The sequence below is a fragment of the Cyanobium sp. LEGE 06113 genome, from assembly GCF_015207615.1.
In genome coordinates, this window is the sequence record NZ_JADEWM010000001.1 from 714,388 (window position 1) to 737,268 (window position 22,881).

25 protein-coding genes, 2 tRNA genes and 3 pseudogenes are annotated in these 22,881 nt (G+C 70.2%); 17 read left to right on the forward strand and 13 right to left on the reverse strand.

The window, feature by feature from the left end; translation table 11 throughout:
* Positions 1-5 precede the first annotated feature (5 nt).
* Entirely contained in the window at positions 6-932 is a 927-nt protein-coding gene (locus tag IQ220_RS03675; protein WP_186697125.1) for a 3'(2'),5'-bisphosphate nucleotidase CysQ, read from the reverse strand.
* 62 nt (positions 933-994) lie between these two features.
* On the opposite strand from IQ220_RS03675, the gene rsmI reads away from it, so the two are divergent.
* The gene (gene rsmI / locus IQ220_RS03680) at positions 995-1,861 is read left to right on the forward strand and encodes a 16S rRNA (cytidine(1402)-2'-O)-methyltransferase (protein ID WP_193912771.1); all 867 of its coding nucleotides are present in this window, start codon (positions 995-997) and stop codon (positions 1,859-1,861) included.
* A 35-nt stretch (positions 1,862-1,896) separates the two neighbouring features.
* Positions 1,897-2,124, forward strand: coding sequence for a hypothetical protein (locus tag IQ220_RS03685; protein ID WP_186697127.1), 228 nt, complete (start codon positions 1,897-1,899; stop codon positions 2,122-2,124).
* Here the strand turns inward: IQ220_RS03685 and IQ220_RS03690 are convergent.
* Complete coding sequence (locus IQ220_RS03690) at positions 2,121-3,002, reverse strand: hypothetical protein (protein WP_193912770.1); 882 nt, start codon at positions 3,000-3,002, stop codon at positions 2,121-2,123. The two genes, IQ220_RS03685 and IQ220_RS03690, sit on opposite strands and share 4 nt — an antisense overlap.
* Before the next feature lie 89 nt (positions 3,003-3,091).
* On the opposite strand from IQ220_RS03690, the gene IQ220_RS03695 reads away from it, so the two are divergent.
* Positions 3,092-3,165: transfer RNA gene (locus IQ220_RS03695), tRNA-Arg, on the forward strand.
* Between the two features lie 214 nt (positions 3,166-3,379).
* Here IQ220_RS03695 and IQ220_RS03700 read toward each other — a convergent pair.
* Positions 3,380-3,949, reverse strand: a complete 570-nt coding sequence (locus IQ220_RS03700) for an acireductone dioxygenase (protein ID WP_193912768.1) — start codon at positions 3,947-3,949, stop codon at positions 3,380-3,382.
* A gap of 76 nt (positions 3,950-4,025) precedes the next feature.
* On the opposite strand from IQ220_RS03700, the pseudogene cobI reads away from it, so the two are divergent.
* Positions 4,026-4,735 (forward strand): annotated as a pseudogene (cobI, locus tag IQ220_RS03705) (precorrin-2 C(20)-methyltransferase).
* Here the strand turns inward: cobI and dusB are convergent.
* The gene (dusB, locus tag IQ220_RS03710) at positions 4,684-5,721 is read right to left on the reverse strand and encodes a tRNA dihydrouridine synthase DusB (protein ID WP_193912766.1); all 1,038 of its coding nucleotides are present in this window, start codon (positions 5,719-5,721) and stop codon (positions 4,684-4,686) included. The pseudogene cobI and the gene dusB sit on opposite strands and share 52 nt — an antisense overlap.
* A 23-nt stretch (positions 5,722-5,744) precedes the next feature.
* Here dusB and IQ220_RS03715 point away from each other — a divergent pair, with 23 nt between their 5' ends.
* The 7 genes and pseudogenes from IQ220_RS03715 (at position 5,745) to proC (ending at position 11,041) form a co-directional block, all read left to right on the forward strand.
* Positions 5,745-6,236 (forward strand): DUF1823 family protein, encoded by a 492-nt coding sequence (locus IQ220_RS03715; RefSeq protein ID WP_193912764.1) that lies wholly within the window; start codon positions 5,745-5,747, stop codon positions 6,234-6,236.
* Positions 6,237-6,316: 80 nt separating this feature from the next.
* The gene (der, locus tag IQ220_RS03720) at positions 6,317-7,681 is read left to right on the forward strand and encodes a ribosome biogenesis GTPase Der (protein WP_186697133.1); all 1,365 of its coding nucleotides are present in this window, start codon (positions 6,317-6,319) and stop codon (positions 7,679-7,681) included.
* 11 nt (positions 7,682-7,692) lie between these two features.
* A pseudogene (locus tag IQ220_RS03725) lies at positions 7,693-8,642 on the forward strand (CbiQ family ECF transporter T component).
* A 22-nt stretch (positions 8,643-8,664) separates the two neighbouring features.
* On the forward strand, positions 8,665-8,931 hold the full coding sequence (locus IQ220_RS03730; protein ID WP_186697135.1) for a PipX family protein: 267 nt from the start codon (positions 8,665-8,667) through the stop codon (positions 8,929-8,931).
* A complete protein-coding gene (locus IQ220_RS03735) occupies positions 8,891-9,625 on the forward strand; it encodes a YggS family pyridoxal phosphate-dependent enzyme (RefSeq protein ID WP_193912762.1) in 735 nt (244 codons plus the stop codon). The genes IQ220_RS03730 and IQ220_RS03735 overlap by 41 nt, the downstream gene beginning before the upstream one ends.
* A 23-nt stretch (positions 9,626-9,648) precedes the next feature.
* A complete protein-coding gene (locus tag IQ220_RS03740; protein WP_193912760.1) occupies positions 9,649-10,197 on the forward strand; it encodes a cell division protein SepF in 549 nt (182 codons plus the stop codon).
* An 89-nt stretch (positions 10,198-10,286) separates the two neighbouring features.
* A pseudogene (proC, locus tag IQ220_RS03745) lies at positions 10,287-11,041 on the forward strand (pyrroline-5-carboxylate reductase).
* A gap of 4 nt (positions 11,042-11,045) precedes the next feature.
* On the opposite strand, the gene plsY reads toward proC, so the two are convergent.
* The 5 genes from plsY to IQ220_RS03770 all read right to left on the reverse strand — a co-directional run bounded on the left by plsY (position 11,046) and on the right by IQ220_RS03770 (position 15,409).
* Complete coding sequence (plsY, locus tag IQ220_RS03750; protein ID WP_193912758.1) at positions 11,046-11,708, reverse strand: glycerol-3-phosphate 1-O-acyltransferase PlsY; 663 nt, start codon at positions 11,706-11,708, stop codon at positions 11,046-11,048.
* 37 nt (positions 11,709-11,745) lie between these two features.
* On the reverse strand, positions 11,746-12,747 hold the full coding sequence (locus IQ220_RS03755) for a DUF3086 domain-containing protein (protein ID WP_193912757.1): 1,002 nt from the start codon (positions 12,745-12,747) through the stop codon (positions 11,746-11,748).
* Positions 12,740-13,174, reverse strand: a complete 435-nt coding sequence (locus IQ220_RS03760) for a DUF3119 family protein (protein WP_193912755.1) — start codon at positions 13,172-13,174, stop codon at positions 12,740-12,742. The genes IQ220_RS03755 and IQ220_RS03760 overlap by 8 nt, the downstream gene beginning before the upstream one ends.
* 22 nt (positions 13,175-13,196) lie before the next feature.
* On the reverse strand, positions 13,197-13,943 hold the full coding sequence (locus IQ220_RS03765; protein ID WP_193913116.1) for an ABC transporter permease: 747 nt from the start codon (positions 13,941-13,943) through the stop codon (positions 13,197-13,199).
* A 62-nt stretch (positions 13,944-14,005) separates the two neighbouring features.
* Positions 14,006-15,409 (reverse strand): MFS transporter, encoded by a 1,404-nt coding sequence (locus IQ220_RS03770; RefSeq protein WP_370566284.1) that lies wholly within the window; start codon positions 15,407-15,409, stop codon positions 14,006-14,008.
* Positions 15,410-15,489: 80 nt separating this feature from the next.
* Here IQ220_RS03770 and IQ220_RS03775 point away from each other — a divergent pair.
* Positions 15,490-15,560, forward strand: a tRNA-Gly gene (locus IQ220_RS03775).
* The gene (locus tag IQ220_RS03780) at positions 15,560-16,075 is read left to right on the forward strand and encodes a lysozyme inhibitor LprI family protein (protein WP_193912753.1); all 516 of its coding nucleotides are present in this window, start codon (positions 15,560-15,562) and stop codon (positions 16,073-16,075) included. The genes IQ220_RS03775 and IQ220_RS03780 overlap by 1 nt, the downstream gene beginning before the upstream one ends.
* A gap of 155 nt (positions 16,076-16,230) precedes the next feature.
* Here IQ220_RS03780 and IQ220_RS03785 read toward each other — a convergent pair whose 3' ends face one another.
* Together IQ220_RS03785 and IQ220_RS03790 are read right to left on the reverse strand one after the other, a co-directional pair.
* Positions 16,231-17,037 carry a hypothetical protein gene (locus tag IQ220_RS03785; RefSeq protein WP_193912751.1) on the reverse strand — a complete coding sequence of 269 codons (807 nt, stop codon included), beginning with the start codon at positions 17,035-17,037 and terminating at the stop codon, positions 16,231-16,233.
* A gap of 58 nt (positions 17,038-17,095) precedes the next feature.
* Positions 17,096-17,485, reverse strand: a complete 390-nt coding sequence (locus tag IQ220_RS03790) for a heavy metal-responsive transcriptional regulator (RefSeq protein ID WP_193912749.1) — start codon at positions 17,483-17,485, stop codon at positions 17,096-17,098.
* A gap of 244 nt (positions 17,486-17,729) precedes the next feature.
* Between IQ220_RS03790 and IQ220_RS03795 the strand changes: the two genes are divergently transcribed.
* Positions 17,730-19,829 carry a copper-translocating P-type ATPase gene (locus IQ220_RS03795; RefSeq protein WP_370566283.1) on the forward strand — a complete coding sequence of 700 codons (2,100 nt, stop codon included), beginning with the start codon at positions 17,730-17,732 and terminating at the stop codon, positions 19,827-19,829.
* Positions 19,830-19,846: 17 nt separating this feature from the next.
* Entirely contained in the window at positions 19,847-20,302 is a 456-nt protein-coding gene (locus IQ220_RS03800; RefSeq protein WP_193912747.1) for a cupredoxin domain-containing protein, read from the forward strand.
* Positions 20,303-20,366: 64 nt separating this feature from the next.
* On the opposite strand, the gene IQ220_RS03805 is transcribed toward IQ220_RS03800, so the two are convergent.
* Complete coding sequence (locus IQ220_RS03805; protein ID WP_193912745.1) at positions 20,367-21,062, reverse strand: DUF305 domain-containing protein; 696 nt, start codon at positions 21,060-21,062, stop codon at positions 20,367-20,369.
* A gap of 143 nt (positions 21,063-21,205) precedes the next feature.
* Between IQ220_RS03805 and IQ220_RS03810 the strand changes: the two genes are divergently transcribed.
* Entirely contained in the window at positions 21,206-21,409 is a 204-nt protein-coding gene (locus tag IQ220_RS03810) for a hypothetical protein (RefSeq protein ID WP_193813906.1), read from the forward strand.
* A 33-nt stretch (positions 21,410-21,442) separates the two neighbouring features.
* A complete protein-coding gene (locus IQ220_RS03815; RefSeq protein WP_193912743.1) occupies positions 21,443-22,129 on the forward strand; it encodes a DUF547 domain-containing protein in 687 nt (228 codons plus the stop codon).
* Positions 22,130-22,141: 12 nt separating this feature from the next.
* On the opposite strand, the gene IQ220_RS03820 is transcribed toward IQ220_RS03815, so the two are convergent.
* Entirely contained in the window at positions 22,142-22,873 is a 732-nt protein-coding gene (locus tag IQ220_RS03820) for a TIGR04283 family arsenosugar biosynthesis glycosyltransferase (RefSeq protein WP_193912741.1), read from the reverse strand.
* Positions 22,874-22,881: the final 8 nt, after the last annotated feature.

The following is a 22,881-nucleotide window of genomic DNA, read 5'->3' on the forward strand; positions in this document are numbered from 1 at the left end:
TGGGGTCAGAGCGGGAAGCCAGGGTCGATCACGGCCATGGCCGCCGCGGCCCGCTCACACAGCTGGCCGTGGGCCAGGCCATGGCTGGCAATCAGGCAGCCGGCCTGGCGCACGTCGCCGCTGTTGTAGGTGAGCGGCGCGCCATCGGCGTGGCTGAAGCTGCCGCCGGCCGCCCGCAGCACCGCCTCGGGCGCGGCCATGTCCCAGTCCTTCGGGGCACTCTTGCCCGAAAGCGAGATGTAGAGGTCGGTCTCGCCCCGCAGGATCGTGGCCACCTTGCCGCCCACGCTGCCGATCGCCTTGGTGTCGCCCAGCTCCAGGGCGCCGAGCAGCTGCTCCAGCCGCTGGTCGCGGTGGTTGCGGCTGGCCACCAGCACCAGCTCCCCCAGCTCGCGCCGCCCGCTGAGCCGGGCCGGGCTGCGCTCACCGCTGCGGCTCTCGCACCAGGCCTCACTGCCATCAGCTGCCACCACGCCGATCCAGAGCTCCTCCATCTCCGGCAGCAGCACCACCCCCAGCACCGGCGCGCCAGCGCGCACCAGGGCCAGGTGCACGGCGTACTCGCCGGTGCCCTGCAGAAAGTCCTTGGTGCCATCGAGGGGATCGAGGATCCAGATCCACTCGGCCGCCAGGGGCTGGCCGGCCGTGAGCTGCTCGCTGGCGGTCTCCTCGCTGAGCAGGGTCCAGTCGGCGTCAGGGAAGGCGCCGCCCAGGCCATCGAGCAACCAGCGGTTCACGGCCAGGTCAGCGGCACTCACCGGCCCCTCGCCGCCGGAGTCCACGCTGAGGGCGGCGGCAAAGCCGTAGGGGGGTTGCTCGCCGCGGGCATAGGCGCGCAGGATGTCGGCTGCGCCCCAGCTCAGCCGCCGCAGCACCGCCAGCAGCTCCTCCAGGGCGATGCCTGAGGGCAGGGTGAGGGTGGTGGCCAACATGCTGGTGCTGCAGGGGGCATTGTGCAGGAGAACCCAGCTGATCCCCGAAGCGACCTGATCCCGTGACCCAACAGCCAGAACCGGCGCCGGGGGTGCTCTACCTGGTGGGCACGCCGATCGGCCATCTCGGCGACCTCTCGCCCCGGGCCCGGCAGGTGCTGGCGGGGGTGAACCGCATCGCCTGCGAAGACACCCGCCGCAGTGGCCTGCTGCTGCACCAGCTGGGCCTGCGCGGCCGCGACCATGGCCCGCGGCTGCTGTCGTTCCATCAGCACAACCAGGCCGCCCGGCTGCCCGAACTGCTGGCCGCCCTGCAGGCCGGTGAGGCCATCGCCGTGATCAGCGATGCGGGCCTGCCGGGCATCTCCGACCCCGGCGAACTCCTGGTGGCCGCCGCCCGCGCCGCCGGGCTGGCCGTGATCTGCGTCCCCGGACCCAGCGCCGTGACCACCGCCCTGGTGAGCAGTGGACTGCCCTGCGGCCGCTTCTGCTTCGAGGGCTTCCTGCCGCCCCGGGCCAGCCAACGCCGCCAGCGCCTGCAGGAGCTGGCCCAGGACGAGCGCACACTGGTGCTCTACGAAGCGCCGCATCGCCTGCTGGATCTGCTCGAAGACCTGCTGGCCACGGTCGGAGACCGGCCCCTGCGGGTGGCCCGCGAACTCACCAAGCGCCACGAGGAGCAGGTGGGCCCCACGGTGATGGCGGCCCTGGAGCACTTCCGCCGCACCCCTCCCCAGGGGGAGTGCACTCTCGTGCTGGGTGGCGCCCCGGCCGCGGCTCCAGCCGCCTGGGATGAGGCAGCGCTGCTCCAGGAGCTGGAAGCCCTGGTGGCCGGCGGCCTCAGCGGCCGCGATGCGGCCCGGAACCTGGCGGAGCGCAGCGGCCACAGCCGCCGCGATCTCTACGCCCTGCTGCACCGCGGCAGCTGAGCAGGCAGACTCCTGCCAGATCGCGCTCCGCTGCCATGCTCGTGCGCCTGCGCCTGGTGCTGGCCAGCCTCTCCGGCGGCGCTCTGCTGCTGCTGCTGCTCTGCCTGGGCGCCCAGAACCTGGAGCAGCGCCCGAAGCTTTGGGTGGGGGCGGGCAGCACCGCCCCCCTGCCAGCCGGCTTCCTGGTGGGGCTGGCCCTGGTGGCCGGGGTGGTCAGTGGCGGATGCTCGGCGGCCCTGCTCTGGCCGGGGCCCCGGAACTAGGCCTCGGAACCGCTGGCCGGGGGGTTCGCCGCGGCCTGGGTGCCTGGCTCCGGCAGGGCGTAGAGGCTGCCATCGATCACCACGCGGCTGATGCCCTGGGCGCTCAGGTAGGGGGCGGTAAGCAGCAGCAGGCTGGGATTCGGCAGCGGGATCACCCGCTGGTTGCGGCCGCAGTGGCGCTTGGCCAGGCGCTGATTGCCGAACACGCCCACCGCCTGGCGTTCCTCCTCGTCCTGGGGAAGGGGCCCCAGCTCGGTGAACTCCCGCAGCGGCCTGGCCAGCAACTCCACCATCTTGTCCACCAGCAGGAAGGCGGTGCTGGGCAGCTCCGCCTCGGAGAGGGGCCGGCAGCTGATCGGCTCGGGCGGATGGTCGAGGGCCAGCACCGGCACGGTCACGAAGGTCTCATGGCCGTCGTCCTCGCTGCCTGCGTCCTCGCCGTCGGGGTCGTCGGCGTTGGTGTCGTCCGTGTCGGGGTCGTCGCCGAAGTCATCGGCGTCGTCGATGGCCCACACCCGCCGTCGACCGCCATCCACGGGGTCTTCATCCGGATCGAAAATGCTCTCTGCTGGCTCGGATCCGGCGGCCGGCTCAGCCGCTGGTGGCGCCGGCTCGGCCTCTGGGGGCTTCTCCTGCAGGCGGATCGGCGGAGCAGCAGCGGCGGCGGCCGGGGCCGGCTGCGCTGCGGCAGCAGCCTGCCTGCCGCGCCGCTGCTTGAGCTGCTCATACTCAGCCGAATCGAGGCACGCCTTCAGGGTGCGGCTGATGGTGTTGGCACTGCAGCCATACAGCTTGCCCAGCTCCGTGCTGGTGTCTCCCGCCCGGTAGCGCGCCACGATCTCCTTCTTCTGGCCCTCGGAAAGCCGGCTAGCCACCATCCACCGTCCATCCAGAGCAGCAGAACACTTTAAGGGCCTGTCCAGGAGCTGCTGGCACAATGGCCCCAGCCGGCCCACCGGGCCGACCCGCTCCCTTAGCTCAGCTGGATAGAGCAGCTGCCTTCTAAGCAGCCGGTCGATGGTTCGAATCCATCAGGGGGCGCTGTCACAGCTCAGCAGGGCCGCTTCAAGCTCACCCAGGCGCCGGAGCTGGGCGCCTTCGAGCGGAAGCTCGCCGCCGATGGGGTGCGTGCCACGCAGTTGTTGTGGATGTGGAGCCGTGCAGCGTCAATCACGATTCCAGCGGGCTCTTCTGCCTCTTTCCGAGACGGCCCGGGAGCGCTGGCTGAGGCCTCTGGCCTGGCGAGAACACACAGCTAAGCCACCTGCAGCGCATCGAGCAGGGGATAGGCCTGGGCAATCGGATCGCCTGTGAACTGCGCCACCCAGCCCTCGGGGTTGACGAAGAACCGCAGCGCACAGAAGTGGGGTTCGGGACCCATGTCGAACCAGTGGCGGGTGCCGGCGGGCACGGCGATCCAGTCGCCGGCTTCACACAGCACCTGGGCCACCTCCTCGCCCAGGTGCAGGCAGAAGAGGCCGCGGCCCTCCACGAAGAAGCGCACTTCGTCTTCGCTGTGGGTGTGCTCGGCCAGGAACTTCTGACGCAGGGCCTGGCGATCGGGGTGGTCGGGGGCCAGGCGGATCGCATCCACGCTGGGGTAGGCGCCCCCCTCCTGCACCCGGGCCACCTCGGCGGCATAGGCGGAGAGGATCTGGGCCTGGTCGGCGCCGGCGGGCAGCTGGGCCCGGGCGGGCCAGCGCTGGAAGGTGATGCCGCGCTGGGCCAGGGCAGCGGCGATGCTGGCGCCATCGCTGCTGCGCAGGGCCAGCTCGGGCTGGCCGCCTGGGGTGGCAGGGTTCCGATAGATGGCCAGGAGAGTCATGGCGTCCGCGCCGCTGGGCGACAGCCTAGAAACCGCAGCAGCAGGCCCTGCCCCTGCCACACCTGGTCTCACCCTGGTGGGCGTGGGCCCCGGCGACCCGGAGCTGCTCACCGTGGCGGCGGTGCGCAGCTGCGGCAGGCCGCCGTGGTTGCCTACCCGGTGGCCCGCGAGGGCGCCGAGGGCATGGCCGCAGCGATCGCCGCCCCGTGGCTGAGTCCGCAGCAGCGCCGCCTGCCGCTGCTGTTCCCGATGGTGGCGGAGGCGGCCCCCCGCATCGCCGCCTGGCACGCCGCCGCCGATGCCCTGGCGGCGGAGGTGGCCGCCGGCCTGGCGGTGGTGCTGCTGTGTGAGGGCGACGTGTCGCTGTTCGCCAGCAGCAGCTATGTGCTGCTGGCCCTGCGCCAGCGCCATCCCGGCTGCCCACTGCGGCTGATCCCCGGCATCGCGTCGGTGGCGGCGGCTGCAGCGGCCGGCGCCTGGCCCCTGGCCCTGCAGCAGGAGAGCCTGCTGATCCGGCCCACCCCCGAGAGCCCCGCCGAGCTGGAGGCGCTGCTGGCGCAGGCAGCGGCCTCCGCCACGGTGCTGGCCCTGCTCAAGCTGGGCCACCGCTGGCAATGGGTGCGCCCCCTGCTGGCGGCCCGGGGCCTGCTGGAGGCAGCCCTGTTCGCCCAGCGGGTGGGCTGGCCCGACCAGCAGGTGGCCCCGGCCCTGGCGCTGCCGGCGGCGGAGCAGCCCTACTTCTCGCTGCTGCTGATCCGCCAGGGCTGGCCGGCGGTGCTGCCGTAGGCGTCCTCCAGCAGGGCCAGGGCATCGGCCGGCGTCGGCGCCCGCATCAGGGCATGGCGCAGCCGCGGCGCCCCCGGGAAGCCCTGGCAGGTCCAGCCCATGTGTTTGCGGGCGATCAGCAGGCCGTGATCCCCCCGGGCCGCCACCAGGGCCTGCAACTGCTCGGCGGCCAGCAGGATGCGCTCACCGGCGTCCGGGCTGGGGGGGATGGGCCGGCCGCTGAGGGCGGCGTCGATCTGGCCCACCAGCCAGGGCGCCCCCATGGTTCCCCGGCCCACCATCAGGCCATCGGCGCCGGTGGCGGCCAGGCAGCGCAGGGCATCGGCGGGGCTGGCCACATCGCCGTTGGCGATCACCGGGATGGTCAGAGCCCGCTTCACCGCGGCGATGGCCCCCCAGTCGGCACGGCCCCTGAAGGCCTGCTCGCGGGTGCGGCCGTGCAGGGTGAGCAGCTGGGCGCCGGCCTGCTCCAGCCGGCGGCACCACGCCACGGCGGTGTCAGCCCCGCCGCCGCACCAGCCCAGCCGCGTCTTCACCGTGACGGGAATGGACACCGCCGCAGCCACCGTGTCCACGATCCGGGCGGCCAGCTCAGGGTCGCGGATCAGGCCGCTGCCGCCGCCCTTGCGGGCGATCTTCTTCACGGGGCAGCCCATGTTGATGTCGATCAGGAAGGCGCCCGCCGCCTCGGCGCGCCGGGCCGCATCGGCCATCGCCTGCGGCCGGTGGTCGAACAGCTGCACCCCGATCGGCCCGCTCTCAGCCCCCAGCTCCTCCACCTTCTGCAGGCCGTGGCCCAGCTCCAGGCTGGTGGCATTCACCATCTCGGTGAACAGCAGGGCATCGGGGGCCCAGCGCCGCACCAGCCCCCGGAAGATCCGATCACTCACCCCCGCCAGGGGCGACTGCAGCACCCGGCAGCGCAACCGCCGCGGCGTGCCGTGGCCGGCCAGCAGCAGCAGTTCAGGGGCAGGGGCGGCGATCATGGCGAGGATTCTGGGATGAGGCCGTGCTTCCCCCCGCCGCTCCTGCCCAGGCCGCCCCGACGGCCGAGGCCTACCCCCTCAGCCGGGCGCTGCTGGAGGCGGTGCTGGCCGACCGCCTCAGCGATCGCTTCGTGTGTGAGCTGATCTGGCCGCGCCTGGGGTATGGGCCCGATGGCTCCGGCACCTGGAGCGCGGGCCCGGCCACGGGGGCGGACTGGCGGGAGTCGTTCCCCCTCGCCCCGCAGCTGATCGCCGAGCGCCCCGCCAGCGTTCGGCTCACCCGCTCGATCGCCAAGCCCCACAAGCAGCTGCTCAAGCAGCAACTGGGCTTCGGCGGCTACCGCATCGGCGAGCTCTACCCGCGCCGCACCCGCCGCGCCACGGCGGTGACCTGGTTGCTGGCTCACCTGGCCGAGCGCGGCGAACCGCTGCCGGAGCTGGGGCCGCTGCCGCCGCTGCTGGACGCCCCGGCCGATCCGGTGCGCGGCCACCCCGGCGACCCGCCGATCTCCTGAGCGCCCTGCCGGCTGAGTGGCACGGTCAGCAGCCGACCTATCTGTACTGTCAAGGCAGGACAGTCGTTGCGATAAGACTCTTGGCCTTACCGGTCGTCGCCATCATCGGCCGCCCCAACGTGGGCAAATCCACCCTGGTGAACCGGCTCTGCCGCAGCCGCGAGGCGATCGTGCACGACCAGCCCGGCGTGACGCGGGACCGCACCTACCAGGAGGGCTTCTGGGGCGACCGCAGCTTCCGGGTGGTGGACACCGGCGGCCTGGTGTTCGATGACGACAGTGAATTCCTGCCCGAGATCCGCGAGCAGGCCAACCTGGCCCTGGCCGAGGCGGCCGTGGCCCTGGTGATCGTGGATGGCCAGCAGGGCTGCACCGGCGCCGACCAGTCGATCGCCGAGTGGCTGCGGGGCCAGGGGGTGCCGGTGCTGCTGGCGGTGAACAAGTGCGAGTCGCCCGATGCCGGCCTGGCGATGGCGGCGGACTTCTGGGGGCTGGGCCTGGGCGAACCCCATCCGATCTCGGCCATCCACGGCGCCGGCACCGGCGACCTGCTCGACGCCGTGATCGGCCACCTGCCCCCCACCGAGCAGGTGGAGAGCGAGGAGCCGATCCAGCTGGCGATCATCGGCCGCCCCAATGTGGGCAAGTCCAGCCTGCTGAACGCCGTGTGCGGCGAAAACCGGGCGATCGTGAGCCCGATCCGCGGCACCACCCGCGACACGATCGACACCACGATCGAGCGGGAGGGCAAGAGCTGGAAGCTGCTCGACACCGCCGGCATCCGTCGCCGCCGCTCGGTGAGCTACGGCCCCGAATACTTCGGCATCAACCGCAGCTTCAAGGCGATCGAGCGCAGCGACGTGTGCGTGCTGGTGATCGATGCCCTCGATGGCGTCACCGAGCAGGACCAGCGCCTGGCGGGCCGCATCGAGGAGGACGGCCGCGCCTGCGTGGTGGTGGTGAACAAGTGGGATGCCATCGAGAAGGACAGCCACACCATGCCGGCGATGGAGCGCGAGCTCCGGGCCAAGCTCTACTTCCTCGACTGGGCGCCGATGCTGTTCACCTCGGCCCTCAGCGGCCAGCGGGTGCAGGCGATCTTTCCGCTGGCCCTGCTGGCGGTGGAGCAGCACCGCCGCCGCGTCACCACCTCGGTGGTGAACGAGGTGCTCACCGAGGCCCTGAGCTGGCGCTCGCCGCCCACCAGCCGCGGCGGCCGCCAGGGCCGGCTCTACTACGGCACCCAGGTGGCGGTGCGGCCGCCCAGCTTCACCCTGTTCGTGAACGAGCCCAAGCTGTTCGGCGACACCTACCGCCGCTACGTGGAGCGCCAGATCCGTGAGGGCCTGGGCTTCGAGGGCACGCCGATCAAGCTGTTCTGGCGTGGCAAGCAGCAGCGCGACGCCGAGCGCGATCAGCTGCGCCAGCAGAATCGCGGCCGCTGAGCCTCCTGCCTTTGGACCTCCTCCGCCAGATGCCGATCGGCCAGTTCGTGGCCGAGGAGGGCGGTGAGGGCGGGCGTGGCAGCTGGCTGCGGCGGCTGGATCCCCGCCTCAAGCTGGCCTGGACCATGGCCTTCCTGGTGACGCCGATCCTGGCCGGCCCGATTTGGCGCCTGGCCCTGGTGGGGCTGCTGCTGCTGATCACCGCGGTGTGCGGCCTGCCCTGGCGGCTGTGGCGCCGCAGCCTGCCGTTGCTGCTGGCCCTGTGTCTGCTGGTGGGGGGGCTGGCGACCTGTTGCCGGCGGGTGGGGTGGGCGCAGCGGCCCTGCAGCGGCCTCCGGCCGAGGTGCGGCTGCTGCCTGGATCACCCCTGGAGCCACCACCGCAGCGGGCCGGGATGCCCTGGGAGCTGGTGCGCTGGGGGCCGATCAGCCTCGGCCCCGTGAGCCTCGGCCCGCTGGTGATCAACCGCCGCTCCGCCGAGCTGGGTCTCAACGGCGCCACGCTGCTGTTCACCCTGGTGCACAGCGCCAACCTGCTGCTGCTCAGCACCCCACCGGAGGAGCTGGTGTGGTCGTTCGGCTGGCTGCTGGCCCCCCTGGCGCGGCTGGGCTGGCCGGTGGAGCGGCTGGGGTTCACCCTGCTGTTGTCGTTGCGCTTCCTGCCGCTGGTGCAGGAGGAACTGCAGAACCTGGTGCGCTCCGTGGCCACCCGGGCGGTGAACCTGCGCCGGCTCGGCTGGCAGCTCTCCCTGGGGCTGGTGCTGGGGGTGGGGGAGAGGCTGCTGGCCAACCTGCTGCTGCGCTCCGAGCAGGGGGCCGAGGCCCTGCTGGCCCGGGGCGGAACCTGGCAGCCGCCCTGGCAGCTGCACCGCCTGGCGCCGCCGGCGCGGGCCGCCAATCTGCTGGTGAGCCTGGGGCTGGGATTGTTCCTGGTCTTACGATGGCGTGTCGGTGCTCTTTAATACCTGCAGATCAGAAGGCTGAGTGACCACCGAGCGCTATCTCAATCACCCCACCTTCGGGATGCTCTACCGAGTGGCGCCAGTGCCCGACGGCAGGGATCTCTACGCCACGCTGTATGCCCAGCGGATCTTCTTTGTGGTGACCCTGCAGCCCAGGGGCGCCAGTTTTGAGGTGGTGCCGTTGATGGATGCCCGTCACTTCGCCGAGCAGAACCTGGCCCGGGTGCGCCGGGATGGCGCTGAGGCCCATGCCCACTGGCGACAGCTCTTTGACCAGACCTTCATCTGAGCCACTGGCCTCTGAGCCTTTGGCGGCGCGGCTCGAGGCGATCACCGCTGCGTTGCCTCCCGGCTGCCGTCTGCTGGCGGTGAGCAAGGGCCATCCGGCCGAGGCGATCCGGGCCGCCGTGGCGGCGGGGCAGCGCAGCTTCGGCGAGAGCCGGCTGCAGGAGGCCAGCGCCAAGCAGGAGGAGCTTGCCGACCTGGCCCCACTCGACTGGCACTTCATCGGCCGGCTGCAGGCCAACAAGGCCCGGGCGGTGCTCCGCCGCTTCGGCACGATTCACTCGGTGGACAGCCTGGCCCTGGCGGAGCGGCTGGCCCGCATCGCCGGCGAGGAATCCCTCAACCCGGCGGCGCTGTTCCAGGTGAAGCTGCGGCCCGACCCCTCCAAGACCGGCTTCAGCCCAGAGGAGCTGCGCGCCGCCTGGCCACGCCTGGCGACGCTGGCGCCGCTGCGGCCGGTGGGGCTGATGACCATCGCCCCGCAGGGCCTCGGCCACGAGGAGCTTCAGGTTCTGTTTCAGGCCTGCGCGGCCCTGGCCACGCAGCTGGGCTTGCCCGAGCGTTCGATGGGCATGAGCGGTGATTGGCACGAAGCGGCGGCGGCGGGCAGCACCTGGGTGCGGATCGGCAGCGCCCTGTTTGGTGTGCGACCGTCCCAACGGCTTGCCATCACTGACGTGGGACGCTATTCAGGTTGAAAGCACCCCAAGAGGTTCGCTCCGTGTCGTTGTTCTCCCGCCTGCGTGCCGTCGTCTCCGGCGATGACTACCTCGAAGGCGATTACGACGAGGACCTCGATTACGACGGTGGCGACGCCCAGGACCCCCCTCCGATCCAGCGCAGCAGCGCCCTGGCGCTCAGCTCCGATTTCAGCTCCGACGACCCCTTTGCCGGCAGCAATGTGATCGGCATGCCGGGGCTCTCCTCCGCGGCGGCGGAGGTATCGCTGATGGAGCCCCGCAGCTTCGACGAGATGCCCCGGGCGATCCAGGCCCTGCGGGAGCGCAAGACGGTGATCCTCAACCTCACCATGATGGAGCCCGATCAGGCCCAGCGGGCCGTGGATTTCGTGGCCGGCGGCACCTTCGCCATCGACGGCCACCAGGAGCGGGTGGGCGAGAGCATCTTCCTGTTCGCCCCCAGCTGCGTCAGCGTCACCACCGCCAGCGGTGAAGAGGTGTCTGCCCCCACCACCATCTCCCGGGAGCTGGCCCAGGACCAGGAAGCCGCTCCCTCGCCGGCCTGGGGCCGCCAGGACAGCGCCCTCTAGAGCGTTCGATCACCCCGCTGCCGTTGCACCCGGTGCCGCTTGCTTCCGGTTCCCTGCTCCCCAGCCTCGGCGTGGTTGGATTCGGCACCATGGCGCGTGCCTGGTGCTCCCCCTGCTGGAGGCAGGGCTGCTGGAGGCCCCGGGCCTGAAGGCAGTGGTGGCCAGTCAGGCTTCCGCCGCCCGCCTGCAGGAGCGCCATGGCCTGGCGGTGGGCACCGATCCGGCGGCGGCCTGGGCGGCACCGGTGCTGCTGCTGGCCGTGAAACCCCAGCAGCTTGAGGCCGTGGCGGCCACGGCTCCGCCCGGGGCCTCGGGGCTGTTGATCTCGGTGCTGGCCGGCGTGAAGCTGGAGCGGCTGCAGCGCCTGTTCCCGAGCTGGCGCTGTGTGCGGGCCGTGCCCAACACCCCCTGCCAGGTGGGCTGTGGGCTCACGGGCCTGGCCCTGGCCCCCGAGCTGGAAGAGCCGGAGCGGGCGTTGGTGCGGCAGTTGTTTGCCCAGGTGGGGGAGGTGCATGAGCTGCCCGAAGTTCAGCTCGATGCCTTCCTGGCCCTCACCTCCTCCGGGCCGGCCTTCGTGGCTCTGGTGGCGGAATCCCTGGCGGATGGGGCCGTGGCCGCCGGCCTGCCCCGGGCCCTGGCCCACCACCTGGCCCAGCTCACCCTGGCGGGCAGCGCCGCCCTGCTGGAGCAGCAGGAGCTCCACCCAGCCCAGCTCAAGGACCTGGTGAGTTCACCGGGCGGCACCACCATCGCCGGCCTGCGCCAGCTGGAGCGCGGCGGGCTGCGCTCAGCCCTGATCGAGGCGGTGCTGGCGGCGGCGCAGCGCAGCCGCGAGCTGGGCTGAGCCCTCAGGAGCCAGCGGGCTTGCTGCCGAGGCGCGGTTCGGTGCCGGCCAGCAGGCGGCCCAGGTTGCTGCGATGGCGCCAGATCACCAGGGCACTGGTGAGCAGGGCCAGCAGCAGGTAGGGCCAGCGCACACCGGCCCCCTGGCCCTGGAACCAGCCCAGCATCAGCAGCGGCAGGGCCACGGCGGCCAGCACGCTGGAGAGCGACACGATGCGGCTGAGGCTGAGCACGGCGAGAAACACCCCGAAGCTGGCCAGCCCCACCGGCCAGGCCAGGCCGAGCAGCATGCCGAGGGCCGTGGCCACCGCCTTGCCGCCGCGCCAGCCCAGCCACACGGGCCAGCTGTGCCCGGCCAGGGCCGCCAGGCCGCAGGCCACCACCCAGCTGTCGATGGCCCAGGCGGCGGGCCCCAGGGGCTGGCCCAGGGGCTCCAGCACGGCCTTGGCGAGCAGCACCGCCGCCGTGCCCTTGAGCACGTCGATCAGGAACACCGCCAGGGCCGGGCCCTTGCCCACCACCCGCAGCACGTTGGTGGCGCCGGTGGAGCCGGAGCCCTCGCGGCGGATGTCGATGCCCTTCAGCCAGCGAGCGGCCAGGTAGCCACTGGGGAGGGAGCCCAGCAGGTAGCCCGCGAGCAGCAGGGGCAGGGCAAGGGGCAGGGTCATCGGATCGGCAGGGCTGGCTGGGGGAGGGAGAGGCGGCTCAGTAGATCTCTTCGTCGCGCATCAGTTCGCCCGGGCCGGGGGCAAAGGCCAGCCAGAGGGGGAACTGCAGGATCGGGATGTCCACCACCTGCTCAGCGGCATCCACCAGGATCAGGGGCAGCTCGCCGCGCTCCTCCAGCCGGTCGGCCCGCTCGATCAGGGCATCGGGGCGCTCGAACAGCACGATGCCGCTGCTGGGGCCGAAGTCTTCGCGGTCGAGTCCCAGGGCCTCCTGGAGGCCGCGGCGCCACTCGCCCAGCCGCTCGGGCTGACTGGCCAGCACCAGGGTCTGGAAGCGATCGCCGTAGAGCTCCCCGAGGATCGCGATCGCGGCGGCGCTCACCAGGGCATTGCGGCCGCGGCTGCCGCCGCTGGGCTGGGCGCCGCGACCGCCCTGATCCAGAAACCAGTTGTCGAGGCTGGCGGCGGCTTCGGCATCGAGGCTGCGGCGCAGCTTCCAGGCGGGCGCGTAGAAATCGGGCTGGCCCTGGAAGCCGGCGAGCTGCTCGCGGATCAGGCCCTCATCGGCGCTGAACTGGCCTGCGGCGGCCACCGCGGGACCGGGCGGCGGGGGGCTGGCCTGGGCCGCCTGCTCGGCATCGAGAGCCGAGGGGGCCACCAGCAGTTGCTGGGGCACCAGGTCCACCTGTTCGGCGGCCACGGCAAGGTCCTGCAGGGCGCCCACCAGGTAGTCCTGGAAGCCCTTGAGCCGGCGGGCCATCCCATCGGCCTGGCCCGTGACGCTGCTCTGAATCTCGCGGTTGATCTGCTCCTGGCGGCTCTCCAGCTGGTGAATCTCGTCCAGGAGCTGCTGGCGCCGATGACGCAGTTCCTCCAGGGCCAGCTCCTGCCAGGCCGGCGCGTCCGCACTGGAGCCGAGGGAGGCGCTGTCAGGGGGGCCGCTGGCCGCCTGCTCAGTGGGGGCGGGCTCAGCCGGGTCAGGCCCTGGCGGGGTGACGCCGCTCTCGGAGGCGGCGGTGGGGATGGGCTCCTCAGGCATCGGACGCGGAGAGATGGCTCAGGTGACGGTCCAGTTGTCGGCGCAGGGCCCCAGCATCGAACAGCAGGGGCAACAGGTGAATGCTGCGCTCCTCGCGGAAATAGAACACCACGGGCAGGCCCGGCCAGAACAGCTTCCAGGCCAGCCAGCTGGCATAGGGAAAGCGGCGCAGCTCGGTGTTCTGGCGCCACACCACCAGGGAGTCGGCCTGAAACTCGAGCCGCAGCAGAGCGGTCTGCAGCAGCAGGAACAGCCCCAGCAGGCCCACCCCCAGGCTCAGCCACAGGGCCCCACCCCAGAGGGGCAGCAGCGCCAGACAGCCCAGCGCCAGCACCAGCACGCCCCCGGCCACGCCGTAATGGCGCGGCAGGCTCGTGGCTTCAGGCTCTGGAGCTGGGGCCGAGGCCGCAGAAGGGGGAGTGGTCATGGCGGGGTCATTCGAGGCGGGGTCATCCAAAGAGCACTGAGGTGAGCACGCCGTCCATCAGCGCCACCGTGACCAGGATCATCACCACGGCGCCGGTGGTGGTGGTGCCCACCTCCTTGGGGCCGCCCCGGGTGGTGAGGCCCCAGCCGCAGGAAATCACGGCGATCTGCAGCCCGAACACGAGGGCCTTCACCAGCATGAAGGGCAGATCCTCCGGCTGCATCCAGGTGCGCACGGAGTTCCAGAACACGCTGGGGGGAATGTTGTAGAGGAAGGCACTGCTGGCCTGCCCCGACCAGATCCCCACCCCGAAGAACAGCAGGCACTGCACCGGCGCCATCACCACCATCGCCAGCACCCTCGGCACCACCAGGTACTGCACCGGGTCGGTGCGCAGCATGGTGATCGCATCGATCTGCTCGGTCACCTTCATGGTGCCCAGCTGGGCGGCGTAGGCGGTGGCCACCTTGCCGGTGAGCAGGGTGGCGGTGAGCAGGGGCGCGATCTCGCGGGAGAGTCCCATGGCCAGCAGGCCCCCCACGGCAGCGCTGGCGCCCTGCTTGGAGAGCTCGGCCACCACCTGGATGTTGAACACGGTGCCGGCAGCCAGGGCTGTGATCACCACGATCAGGAAGCTGCCCGGGCCGGCTTCCAGCAGCTCGTTCATCAGGTCGTTGACGCCGATGCGGCCGCGGGCGATGGCGCTCACCGCCTGGCCCCCGATCAGGCCGCTCACCGCCAGCCGCCGCAGCCAACGCGGGGCCCGCAGCCAGCTGGGCAACCCAGGCGAACGGGTCAACCGCAGGGAACGCACCAGGGCAGAAGCACGGGTCATGGCTGAAGAGGGAGCCGCTCCGGCCAGCGACGCATCACCACCAGCCCCAGCACCACCAGCACCGCTGGGATCAGGCCCATGCAGAGCCGGATCGCCACCAGCGCACTGGCGGGCTGAAGGGCATCGCGCACCGCCTGGTAGCCACTCAGGCTCATCATGTTGCCGAAGAAGAACAGGGCCAGACTGATGCAGATCTTCTGGGCCAGCACCATCCAGGCGCTGTACTGGCCGGCCGGTTTTTCAGGATCAGCGTCGATGGCATCCGGTAGGAGCGCCCAGGGGATCAGGTAGGCCGTCGAGGCGCCGAGGCCAGCCACCATGATCGTGGCCAGCAACGCCGCCAGGCGCAGACCGTTGGCCAGGGAGCCCAAGGGGGCGATGCCGGCTTGCATGGCCGGCAACACCATGGCGGAGAGGCAGGCGGCGATCCAGAGCCAGGTGCCCAGATGGAGGGCCCGCAGCCGCCCGGAGCGATGGCACACCGCCGTCCACACCCAGAGGCCCGCCAGGGTGCTCACCATGAAGGGCAGCAGGATCCAGTTGCTCCAGCTCTCCGGCAGACCGATCACCACCGGCAGGTAGATGAGAGCAGCGGTCTGCATGATCTGCAGGGCGCACCACAGCAGCAGGTAGAGGCCCAGAACGCGCAGGAAGCGGCCGTTGGCGCGCACCCGCTTCAGCAGGCGGCGGGTGGTGCCGGCGTGCTGCAGTGGCCGCTGGCAGTGGCGGGCTGCCGGGGCCAGGCCCCAGCCGCACAGCAGGGTGGAGCTGGTGACCAGCAGGCCGGTGAGCACGCCCAGCTGCAGGTAGCTGGCGGGGTTGTGGTGGTCGCGCAGCAGCAGGCCACCGAGCACGATGCCCACCAGGCTGGCGATGATCGAGCCGGTGAAGCGTGAGGAGTTGAGCCGCGTGCGCAGCGACACATCCGTGCTGAGTTCCGCCGCCAGGGCGGCATAGGGCAGGTTCACCCCGGTGTAGAAGCTGTTGGCCAGCATCGAGATCAGCAGGAACACCGCGAACTTCACCCACTGGTTGCCGGGCGGCAGCCACCACATCGCCGCCATCGCCACGCCCAGGGGCAGGGCACTGCCGAGGATCCAGGGGATGCGCGGTCCCCAGCGGCTCTGGGTCTTGTCACTGAGCCAGCCCACCACCGGGTCGTTCACCGCATCCCAGAGGCGGCCGATCATCAGCACAAGGCCCGCCATCCAGGAGGGCAGCCCGGCCGCTGCTGTGTAGAAGATGAACAGGTAAAAGCCGATCAGCGAGGCGGCCATGCCGGTGCCGGCGTCGCCCAGGCCGTAGGCCCAGAGCAGGCGCTGACGGGCCGCTCCGCGCAGATCCGCGGCATCCGTGAGGGGCACCGGTGGGGCTGGCGCTTCGCTTGCGGTGGGCGCCAAGGGCTGCAGGGGAGGGGACGCGGAACGCAGGCCATAATGGCGGAGCCCGACAGGGCCAGAAGCAGTACAGACGTACTGATGCGGGCGTAGTTTAGTGGTAAAACCTCAGCCTTCCAAGCTGATGATGCGGGTTCGATTCCCGCCGCCCGCTTGCCGCTCCACGCCTTGCCGCTCCACGCCTTGCCGCTCCACGCCTTGCCGCTCCACGCCTTGCCGCTCCACGCCTTGGTGATCCGTTCCCTTCCGCGCTGCTGGCTTCTGCTCAGTTCGGTGCTGCTCTGGCCAGCCCTGGCTCCGGTCGCGGCCCGCTCAGGAGAGTCTCCCCTGGGCAAGGCCTCCCCGGCTGAGGCGCCCGCAACTCAGAACAGCCTTCAGGATTCGCTGCGGCAGCGGCAGGCGTTTCCCTTCCAGCCCGACTGCGATGGCAACACCCAGGAGATCGTGGCCTGCCTCTGGCAGCAGCGCAACCAGGCCGATGTGAGCCTGGAGGGCCTGCTGGGCCAGGGCGCCATGCTCGAGCCGTGGCGCTCCAGCCGGCGCCAGGTGTGCGAGCAGACCACCCGCCCGGTCGAGGGCGGCAGCATCGGGCCGATCGTGTGGCTGGGCTGCGAAAACGCGCTCAACGCCACCTTGATCGAGCAGCTCAGCGGGGCGCCGGCGCCCTGAGTCCAGCGCTTGGCAGATCACGTCCTGATCCATGCCGTGACCTTCCCCCTGCCTGGCTCAGGCTCTACGCCTGATGGCCATGGAATCGGGCTGGTGTTCAGAGCCCGCTTCGGGGTCACGCGCACTGGCCTCTGCAGAGGCCATGGAAGACGTCATCACGCTGTTGCGATGCCAAGCAAAGAGTAGTCAGAGAAAGCGATATCGACTATGCCGCTGTCGAGCATTTGCAGGCTGTGCTGAGCCAGGAAGGCGGCCAGCTCGTCAGGGTTGGCAACCTTCTGAGTGGCCAGTATCCGGCTATCCTGCCTTACCGGAAGCCCAGTAGATGTGTTGACCGCCATAGTCTTTGGCCTGTGGCCGAGAAGGGTGGTCAACATTGCCTCCACAAAGTCGGCACAGCAAGATGGCTCGATAATCGTCTCGTAATCAGAAAATAAGATGCTGGTCTTGTGATCGATTGCCAGCTTCAGAGACAATGATAGAAAGTCATGGATGTGGGCCGAATAAGACTGAAACGAATCGGCAGAGAAAACCACGTGCTGGTCTGCGGTCTGCATGCCACCCCACGAACCAAGGCGGGTTGCAATCACATCCGAAAGAAACGAATGGAGCCGGTTTCGGGTATGGATCACCAGAGCGTCAGATCGCGCCACTACTCTCTCAAGCGCCTCGGCGGACAAGTGTGCCGGGAAAACCTTGAACACCAGTGCCTCGGAGTTGGGTTTCAACTCCGAAATGGCATCAATCAAGGCGAGAGGATCGTGACGATAGACCTCCCTTGAGTATCCTTGAATGAACTCAGAGCACGCCCTAAGGGCTCGATCACGTTGCAAATGGCGTGTTGCTATGGCCGGGTTGACATGGAAGATCTCAAGAAGAGCTGTTACTCGAAATTGTCCAATTTTGCGAATCAGCAATGAGGATCCCGTTCTCGGATACGAGATGACCGTGATGATCTTCATGGCCTTCGTTCAAGAAGTCGCTGTCCCCAAGCCAGCCAGTCAGCCCAGGCCATCCCGTTCAGACGTTGAGATTGGGACAGATGACGCTGGTGTTCGGCTGTGGATCGCTCTGCCAGTTTCCGAGCAGGTCCAGCAGTTCCGTTCTGAACTGGCGCAACTCCCGCAGGCGTTCATCCACCAGATCGATCTGGCGCTGGAGCTGCCGCTGGATGTCGCCACACGGGAGTTGGCCGGCATCGTGGACCGCCAGGCATCCCTGAATGTCATCAAGACTGAGCCCCAGGGTCTTGAGCCGCCGGATGAACTCCAGACGGCGCAGGCTGTCTTCTGCGAACAGCCTGTAGCCGCCGGTGCTACGGCCCACCGCTGGCAGCAGACCGAGCTCTTCGTAGTAACGGAGCGTCTTCACGGGCAGGCCGCTGCGGCTGGCCAGCGCGCCGATCTTCATGCCTGCAGGTGCCGGCGCCACACATGGAGAACGGCCGGCCCGTGGTGTGGTAGCCGCGCGGGAGGTGACGGGGGCGCAGGCCACAGGAAGCAAACTGTCCATCTCAATGGAGACTGTAGCCCTCGCTGAGCGGCTTTCCGCCCCTGGCTTTGAGCAGCCTGGCCTTGACTCTCCAGCCAACTAGAGCCCATAGGTTAAAGGCACTGTCACCCGCAGCGCCCCAGCCCTTCCTCCAGCCCCCGCGATGAGCACCCCGTCCGCCAGCCCTCCCTGTTGCCATGCCGAGGATCCAGCCGGCGCGGCCGATGGCATGGAGCGGGAGCTGGCCCGGGAACGCACCGAGCTGCGCCGCAAGGTGAGTGTGGCGGTGGTGCTCACCGCCCTGGTGATGCTCGCCAGCCTGCCCCACATGCTCGGGGTCCACAGCCTGCCCTTCCTGCCGGGCTGGTTCACCAGCCCCTGGACCCAGCTGATCCTCACCACGCCGGTGCTGTTCTGGTGCGGCCGGGGCTTCTTCAGCGGCGCCGCCTCGGCCTTTCGCCAGCACAGCGCCGACATGAACACCCTGGTGGCGGCCGGCACCGGCATCGCCTGGCTCACCTCGCTGTTCAGCACCGTGTTCCCCCAGCTGCTGATCGCCGAGGGCCTGCCGGCAGACGTCTACTACGAAACCGCCGCCGTGATCCTCACCATGGTGCTGCTGGGCAACCTGATGGAGGCCCGCGCCCGGGGGCAGACCTCCGAGGCGATCCGGCGCCTGCTGCAGCTCCAGCCCCCCACGGCCCGGGTGCTGCGTCACGGCCAGCCAGTGCAGATCCCCGTCTCACAGCTGGTGGTGGGCGATCTGGTGCAGGTGCGCCCGGGCGAGAAGCTGCCCACCGATGGGGTGGTGAGCGAAGGCAGCTCCTGGGTGGAGGAATCGATGCTCACCGGGGAGCCCACGCCTGTGGCCAAGGCGGTGGGCGATGCGGTGATCGGCGCCTCGATGAACCGCAGCGGCAGCTTCACCTTCCGGGTCAGCCGGGTGGGGACAGGCACGGTGCTGGCCCAGATCGTGGAGCTGGTGCGCCAGGCCCAGAGCTCCCGCACCCGGGTGCAGCGGGTGGCTGATCAGGTGGTGAGCTGGTTCGCGCCGGCGGTGATCGCCCTGGCCATTGCCGCCTTTGTGATCTGGTTCCTGGTGAGCGGCAATGCGGTGCTGGCGATGCTGTTTCTGGTGAGCGTGCTGGTGATCGCCTGTCCCTGCGCCCTGGGCCTGGCCACCCCCACCTCGATCATGGTGGCCTCCGGCAAGGGGGCGGAGAACGGCCTGATCTTCCGCAGCGCCGAGGCCCTCGAAACCGCCGGCACGCTGCGCACCATCGTGCTCGACAAGACCGGCACCCTCACCCGCGGCCAGCCGGAGGTGACCCAGTTCGAGCGACTCGACGGTGGCGCGCTGCCGGCTGACACCCTGCTGGCCCTGACGGCCGCACTGGAATCCCGCTCGGAGCATCCCCTGGCCGAGGCGATCGTGGCCTATGCCACACACCAGCTGCAGCCGGGCGATCTGCCGGCGGTGACGGACTTCGAGGCCGTGGCGGGACGCGGCGTGCAGGGGGTGATCGCCGGCCAGCAGGTGCGGGTCGGCACCCCCCGCTGGCTCCCCGAACTCGGCATCGACACCGCGGCCCTCGAGCCCCTGGTGGAGCGCCTGGAGGCCCTGGCCTGCAGTGTGGCGGCCGTGGTGGTGGACGGACGGATCGAGGCCTGCTTCGGGGTGGCCGATCCGCTCAAACCCAGTGCCACGGCAGCGGTGGCGGCGCTGCGGCGGCTGGGTCTGCAGGTGGTGATGCTCAGCGGTGACGCCCGCCGCACCGCCGAGGTGGTGGCCGCCCAGGTGGGGATCGAGCGGGTGGTGGCCGAGGTGCGTCCCGCCGACAAGGCCTCGGTGGTGCAACGGCTGCAGGCGCAGGGGGAGGGCCCGGTGGCGATGGTGGGCGACGGCATCAACGACGCCCCCGCCCTGGCCCAGGCCGACGTGGGCCTCGCCATGGGCACCGGCACCGATGTGGCGATCGCCGCCAGCGACGTCACCCTGATCTCCGGCAACCTGGCCGGCGTGCCGGCGGCGATCGAGCTCAGCCGCCACACCATGGCCAACATCCGCCAGAACCTGTTCTTCGCCTTCGCCTACAACGTGGCCGGCATCCCGATCGCCGCCGGTGTGCTGTTCCCCCTCACCGGCTGGCTGCTGAGCCCGATGCTGGCCGGCGCTGCCATGGCCTTCAGCTCCGTGTCGGTGGTGAGCAATGCCCTGCGGCTGCGCCGCTTCCGGCCTGCGCCCCTGCCGAGGGCTGCCTGATGACACTCCCAGCCCTGATGTCGCTCCTGCCTGGCCTCGCTGCCGCTGCCACCAGCGCCTCCACCGCCGAGCCGCTCTGGCGCAGCATCGAGCAGCCTGTGCTGCTGAAGGTCCTGGTGGCCGGCGCAGGGGTGGCACTGATCATCTGGGAGCTGTGGTGGTTCCTCGGCCGCCATGGTGGTGGCGTGGCGGCCCGCGAGGGGGAGCACGGCCTGCAGGAGATCACCATCACCGTGGACGGCGGCTATGCCCCCTCGCGGATCCGGGTGAAGGCCGGCCAGCCGGTGCGGCTCAGCTTTCACCGGATCGATCCGAGCGGCTGCGTGGCGAAGGTGATCTTCCCCGATTTCCACCAATCCCTCGATCTGCCCCTGGATGCCACCACCTCCGTGGACTTGCCGGCCAGGGCTGCCGGCAGCTATCCCTTCCACTGCGGCATGAACATGGTGCGGGGCAGGCTCGAGGTGGAGTAGTCAGCCAGGCCCACCATCATGACCAGCGCCACATGAACGCCCCCCTGCCGCTCGGCCTGGCCGCTCAGAGGGCAAAGAGCTTGTCGTACTGCGAGTACTCCGGCTTGCGCAATCCCTCCACCGCCAGCATCCGGCGCAGCTCGATGATCTCGGCCCGCTGGGCCACGATCACAGCCCGCGCGAAGCGCCGGATCGTGGTGTTGGTGCTTTTGGCCAGGGCGTCGTGGGCCATGATCAGCGCCCCGCCGTGGTGGTGGATCATGCCCTCGAGGAACCACACCACCCGGTTCTCCAGGGTGGGTCCGGCGCCCATCATCCGCATGCCCTCGATCTGGGCCTGGCTCATGCGGGTGAGGCCGGAGAGGCTGTTGGGATCGCCGCCAGGCGCCAGCGCCACGGGATACACCGGCGCCTGGGGATACCAGGCCTTGCGCCACAGCCCCATGGCGCGGATTTCGCTGGCCTGATCCCGCCAGATCGTGTTGCCCAGGGCCCCCACACCGGGCTGGTCAATGCCGAAGACGAATTCACTCATGCGCAGGGCGCCGGTGTGGTGCTGCACCATGCCGTCGAGGAAGCGCAGGTCGTAGGTGGCGCCGGCGGGGCCCACGTCATGGGCGTGGCCTGGGGTCGTCATGCCTGGCATGCCGTCCATGCCGTGATGACCCTCGTGGGGATCCACCTGGGCCAGGGCCGGGGAGGAGAGCAACGAAGCCAGAGCCAGTGCGGACACTCCGAACCGAAAGGCGGATCCAACCATGGGGAAAGGGGACAACGAAGCGGTTCAGTCCACCGTATGGTCTCCATCCAGCTGGAGAGTCAAGGGAGGCAAGCGCTCCACGCCAAGGCGCCTGCCCCCTTCGCCAGCGGCAGCGAGAATGGGCTGCTGAGCCGCTTCCCCCGATGACGCCCCTGCCCCCCGAGCCCGACGACCAGGATGCCGACGACAGGCTGGTGGATCGGGGCTTGCCCCTCGGCATGCGGCTGCTGGCCCTGGTGGGGGCGTTGTCGTTCGTGATGCTGGGCCTGAACAGCCTGCTGCCGGTGTTGCAGCCACCGCCCACACCGCCCTCAATGCCGGATCAGCGCGAGGGCAACCTCACCTGAGCGGATGCCCTCTGCCCCTTCGCCCCCTGCCGCTTGAAAGACCCGGCCGTCTGGGACCAGCTGCTGCAGCGCTATGTGGATGGCGACGGCAGGGTGGATTACGCCGGCTGGCAGAGCAGGGATGTGGCCACCCTCCGCGCCTGGCTGGCCGCCCAGACGGCCCACACCGAAGGGCCCCAGGAGCAGCTGGCCCACTGGATCAACCTCTACAACGCCTTCACGGTTCAGGCCGTGCTGGAGGCCTACCCGATCGCCTCGATCCGCCCCAGCCTGCTGGGACTGCCGAACTGGGTCGGTTTTCTGCGCTTCTTTCAGCGGCCGCTGCACCGGCTGCAGGACGGTTGCTTCAGCCTGGCCCAGATCGAAAATCAGCTGTTGCGCCAGCTGGGGGATCCGCGCATTCACTTCGCGATCGTGTGTGCCTCGGTGGGTTGTCCCTTGCTCCGCCAGCGCGCCTACCGCACCGACGCCGTGGAGCAGCAGCTCGAAGCTGACCTTCACCGCTTCATCCACAACCCCGCCAAGGTGCGCTTCGAGCGGGAGCGCAACATCCTCTGGGTCAGCCGGATCTTTCAGTGGTACCGGACTGACTTTCTGGCGGTGAACGCCTCTCTGCCCGGCTACATCCTGCCCCGGTTGGGAGATGGAATTCCCCCAGGTCCAGAGCCCCAGGTGCGGTTCCTGCCCTACGACTGGAGCCTCAATCAGCAGAGGGGCTGAGTCGGCGCCCTCTCAGCGAACGTCGTCATAGAAGCGCCGCAGGTGCCGAGGTGGCAGGCCCAGGCCCCAGAGGATGCCGATGCCGAGATAGGTGGCGATGGCCTTGCCGGCCCCCCAGGCCCGCACCCGACGATCGGAGCTCACCACCACCCGGCGGATCAGCCGGATCCTGCCCTGCTTCAGCAGCCTCAGGCAGAGGTCACCGTCTTCCAGCAGGGGCAGGGCTTCATCGAAACCTCCGCCCTTCCAGAAGGTGTGGCGCCGGGTGATCATCACCTGATCGCCAAACAGCAGCCTCAGCCCCCGCAGGAACTGCAGCGGCCGAAACAGCAGCGGCGCCAGATAGGTTTTCAGCAGGTTCAGCCCCGACACGCCCCAGCAGGTGCGCTGGCCTGAGCGCATCAGGGAGACAAAGCCGGCGCAGGCCACCGAGGGATCGGCCAGGGCGCGTTCCGCCACCTCCACCAGATCCGTGGGGATCAGGGTGTCGGCATGCAGGAAACAGAGCAGCGCCCCACTGGCCTGGCGAGCCCCCTCATTCATCTGCACCGCCCGGCCGGTGGCCGGCGACTGGAGCACCCGCACCCCCGCTGACGCCGCAATGGCGGTGGTGTGATCGTGGCTGCCGCCATCCACCACCAGCACCTCCCAGGCCGGCGGGTCGAGGGCCTGCAGCCGCTCCAGGGTGGCGGCCAGGCAGGTGGCCTCATTGAGGGTGGGAATGATGATCGAGAGGCGCTGCATGGGGAGTG

Bases quoted from the DNA above. Each gene is read 5' to 3' on its own strand.
- IQ220_RS03810 (WP_193813906.1), top strand. From the start codon at position 21,206: ATGACGCCCCTGCCCCCCGAGCCCGACGACCAGGATGCCGACGACAGG.
- IQ220_RS03675 (WP_186697125.1), bottom strand. From the start codon at position 932: ATGTTGGCCACCACCCTCACCCTGCCCTCAGGCATCGCCCTGGAGGAG.
- IQ220_RS03790 (WP_193912749.1), bottom strand. From the start codon at position 17,485: ATGAAGATCGGCGCGCTGGCCAGCCGCAGCGGCCTGCCCGTGAAGACG.
- plsY (WP_193912758.1), bottom strand. From the start codon at position 11,708: ATGACCCTGCCCCTTGCCCTGCCCCTGCTGCTCGCGGGCTACCTGCTG.
- IQ220_RS03795 (WP_370566283.1), top strand. From the start codon at position 17,730: ATGAGCACCCCGTCCGCCAGCCCTCCCTGTTGCCATGCCGAGGATCCA.
- IQ220_RS03690 (WP_193912770.1), bottom strand. From the start codon at position 3,002: ATGGTGGCTAGCCGGCTTTCCGAGGGCCAGAAGAAGGAGATCGTGGCG.
- IQ220_RS03785 (WP_193912751.1), bottom strand. From the start codon at position 17,037: ATGAAGATCATCACGGTCATCTCGTATCCGAGAACGGGATCCTCATTG.
- IQ220_RS03800 (WP_193912747.1), top strand. From the start codon at position 19,847: ATGTCGCTCCTGCCTGGCCTCGCTGCCGCTGCCACCAGCGCCTCCACC.
- IQ220_RS03820 (WP_193912741.1), bottom strand. From the start codon at position 22,873: ATGCAGCGCCTCTCGATCATCATTCCCACCCTCAATGAGGCCACCTGC.
- IQ220_RS03805 (WP_193912745.1), bottom strand. From the start codon at position 21,062: ATGGTTGGATCCGCCTTTCGGTTCGGAGTGTCCGCACTGGCTCTGGCT.
- dusB (WP_193912766.1), bottom strand. From the start codon at position 5,721: ATGATCGCCGCCCCTGCCCCTGAACTGCTGCTGCTGGCCGGCCACGGC.
- IQ220_RS03755 (WP_193912757.1), bottom strand. From the start codon at position 12,747: ATGCCTGAGGAGCCCATCCCCACCGCCGCCTCCGAGAGCGGCGTCACC.
- IQ220_RS03735 (WP_193912762.1), top strand. From the start codon at position 8,891: ATGCCCACTGGCGACAGCTCTTTGACCAGACCTTCATCTGAGCCACTG.
- IQ220_RS03685 (WP_186697127.1), top strand. From the start codon at position 1,897: ATGCTCGTGCGCCTGCGCCTGGTGCTGGCCAGCCTCTCCGGCGGCGCT.
- IQ220_RS03700 (WP_193912768.1), bottom strand. From the start codon at position 3,949: ATGACTCTCCTGGCCATCTATCGGAACCCTGCCACCCCAGGCGGCCAG.
- IQ220_RS03760 (WP_193912755.1), bottom strand. From the start codon at position 13,174: ATGACCACTCCCCCTTCTGCGGCCTCGGCCCCAGCTCCAGAGCCTGAA.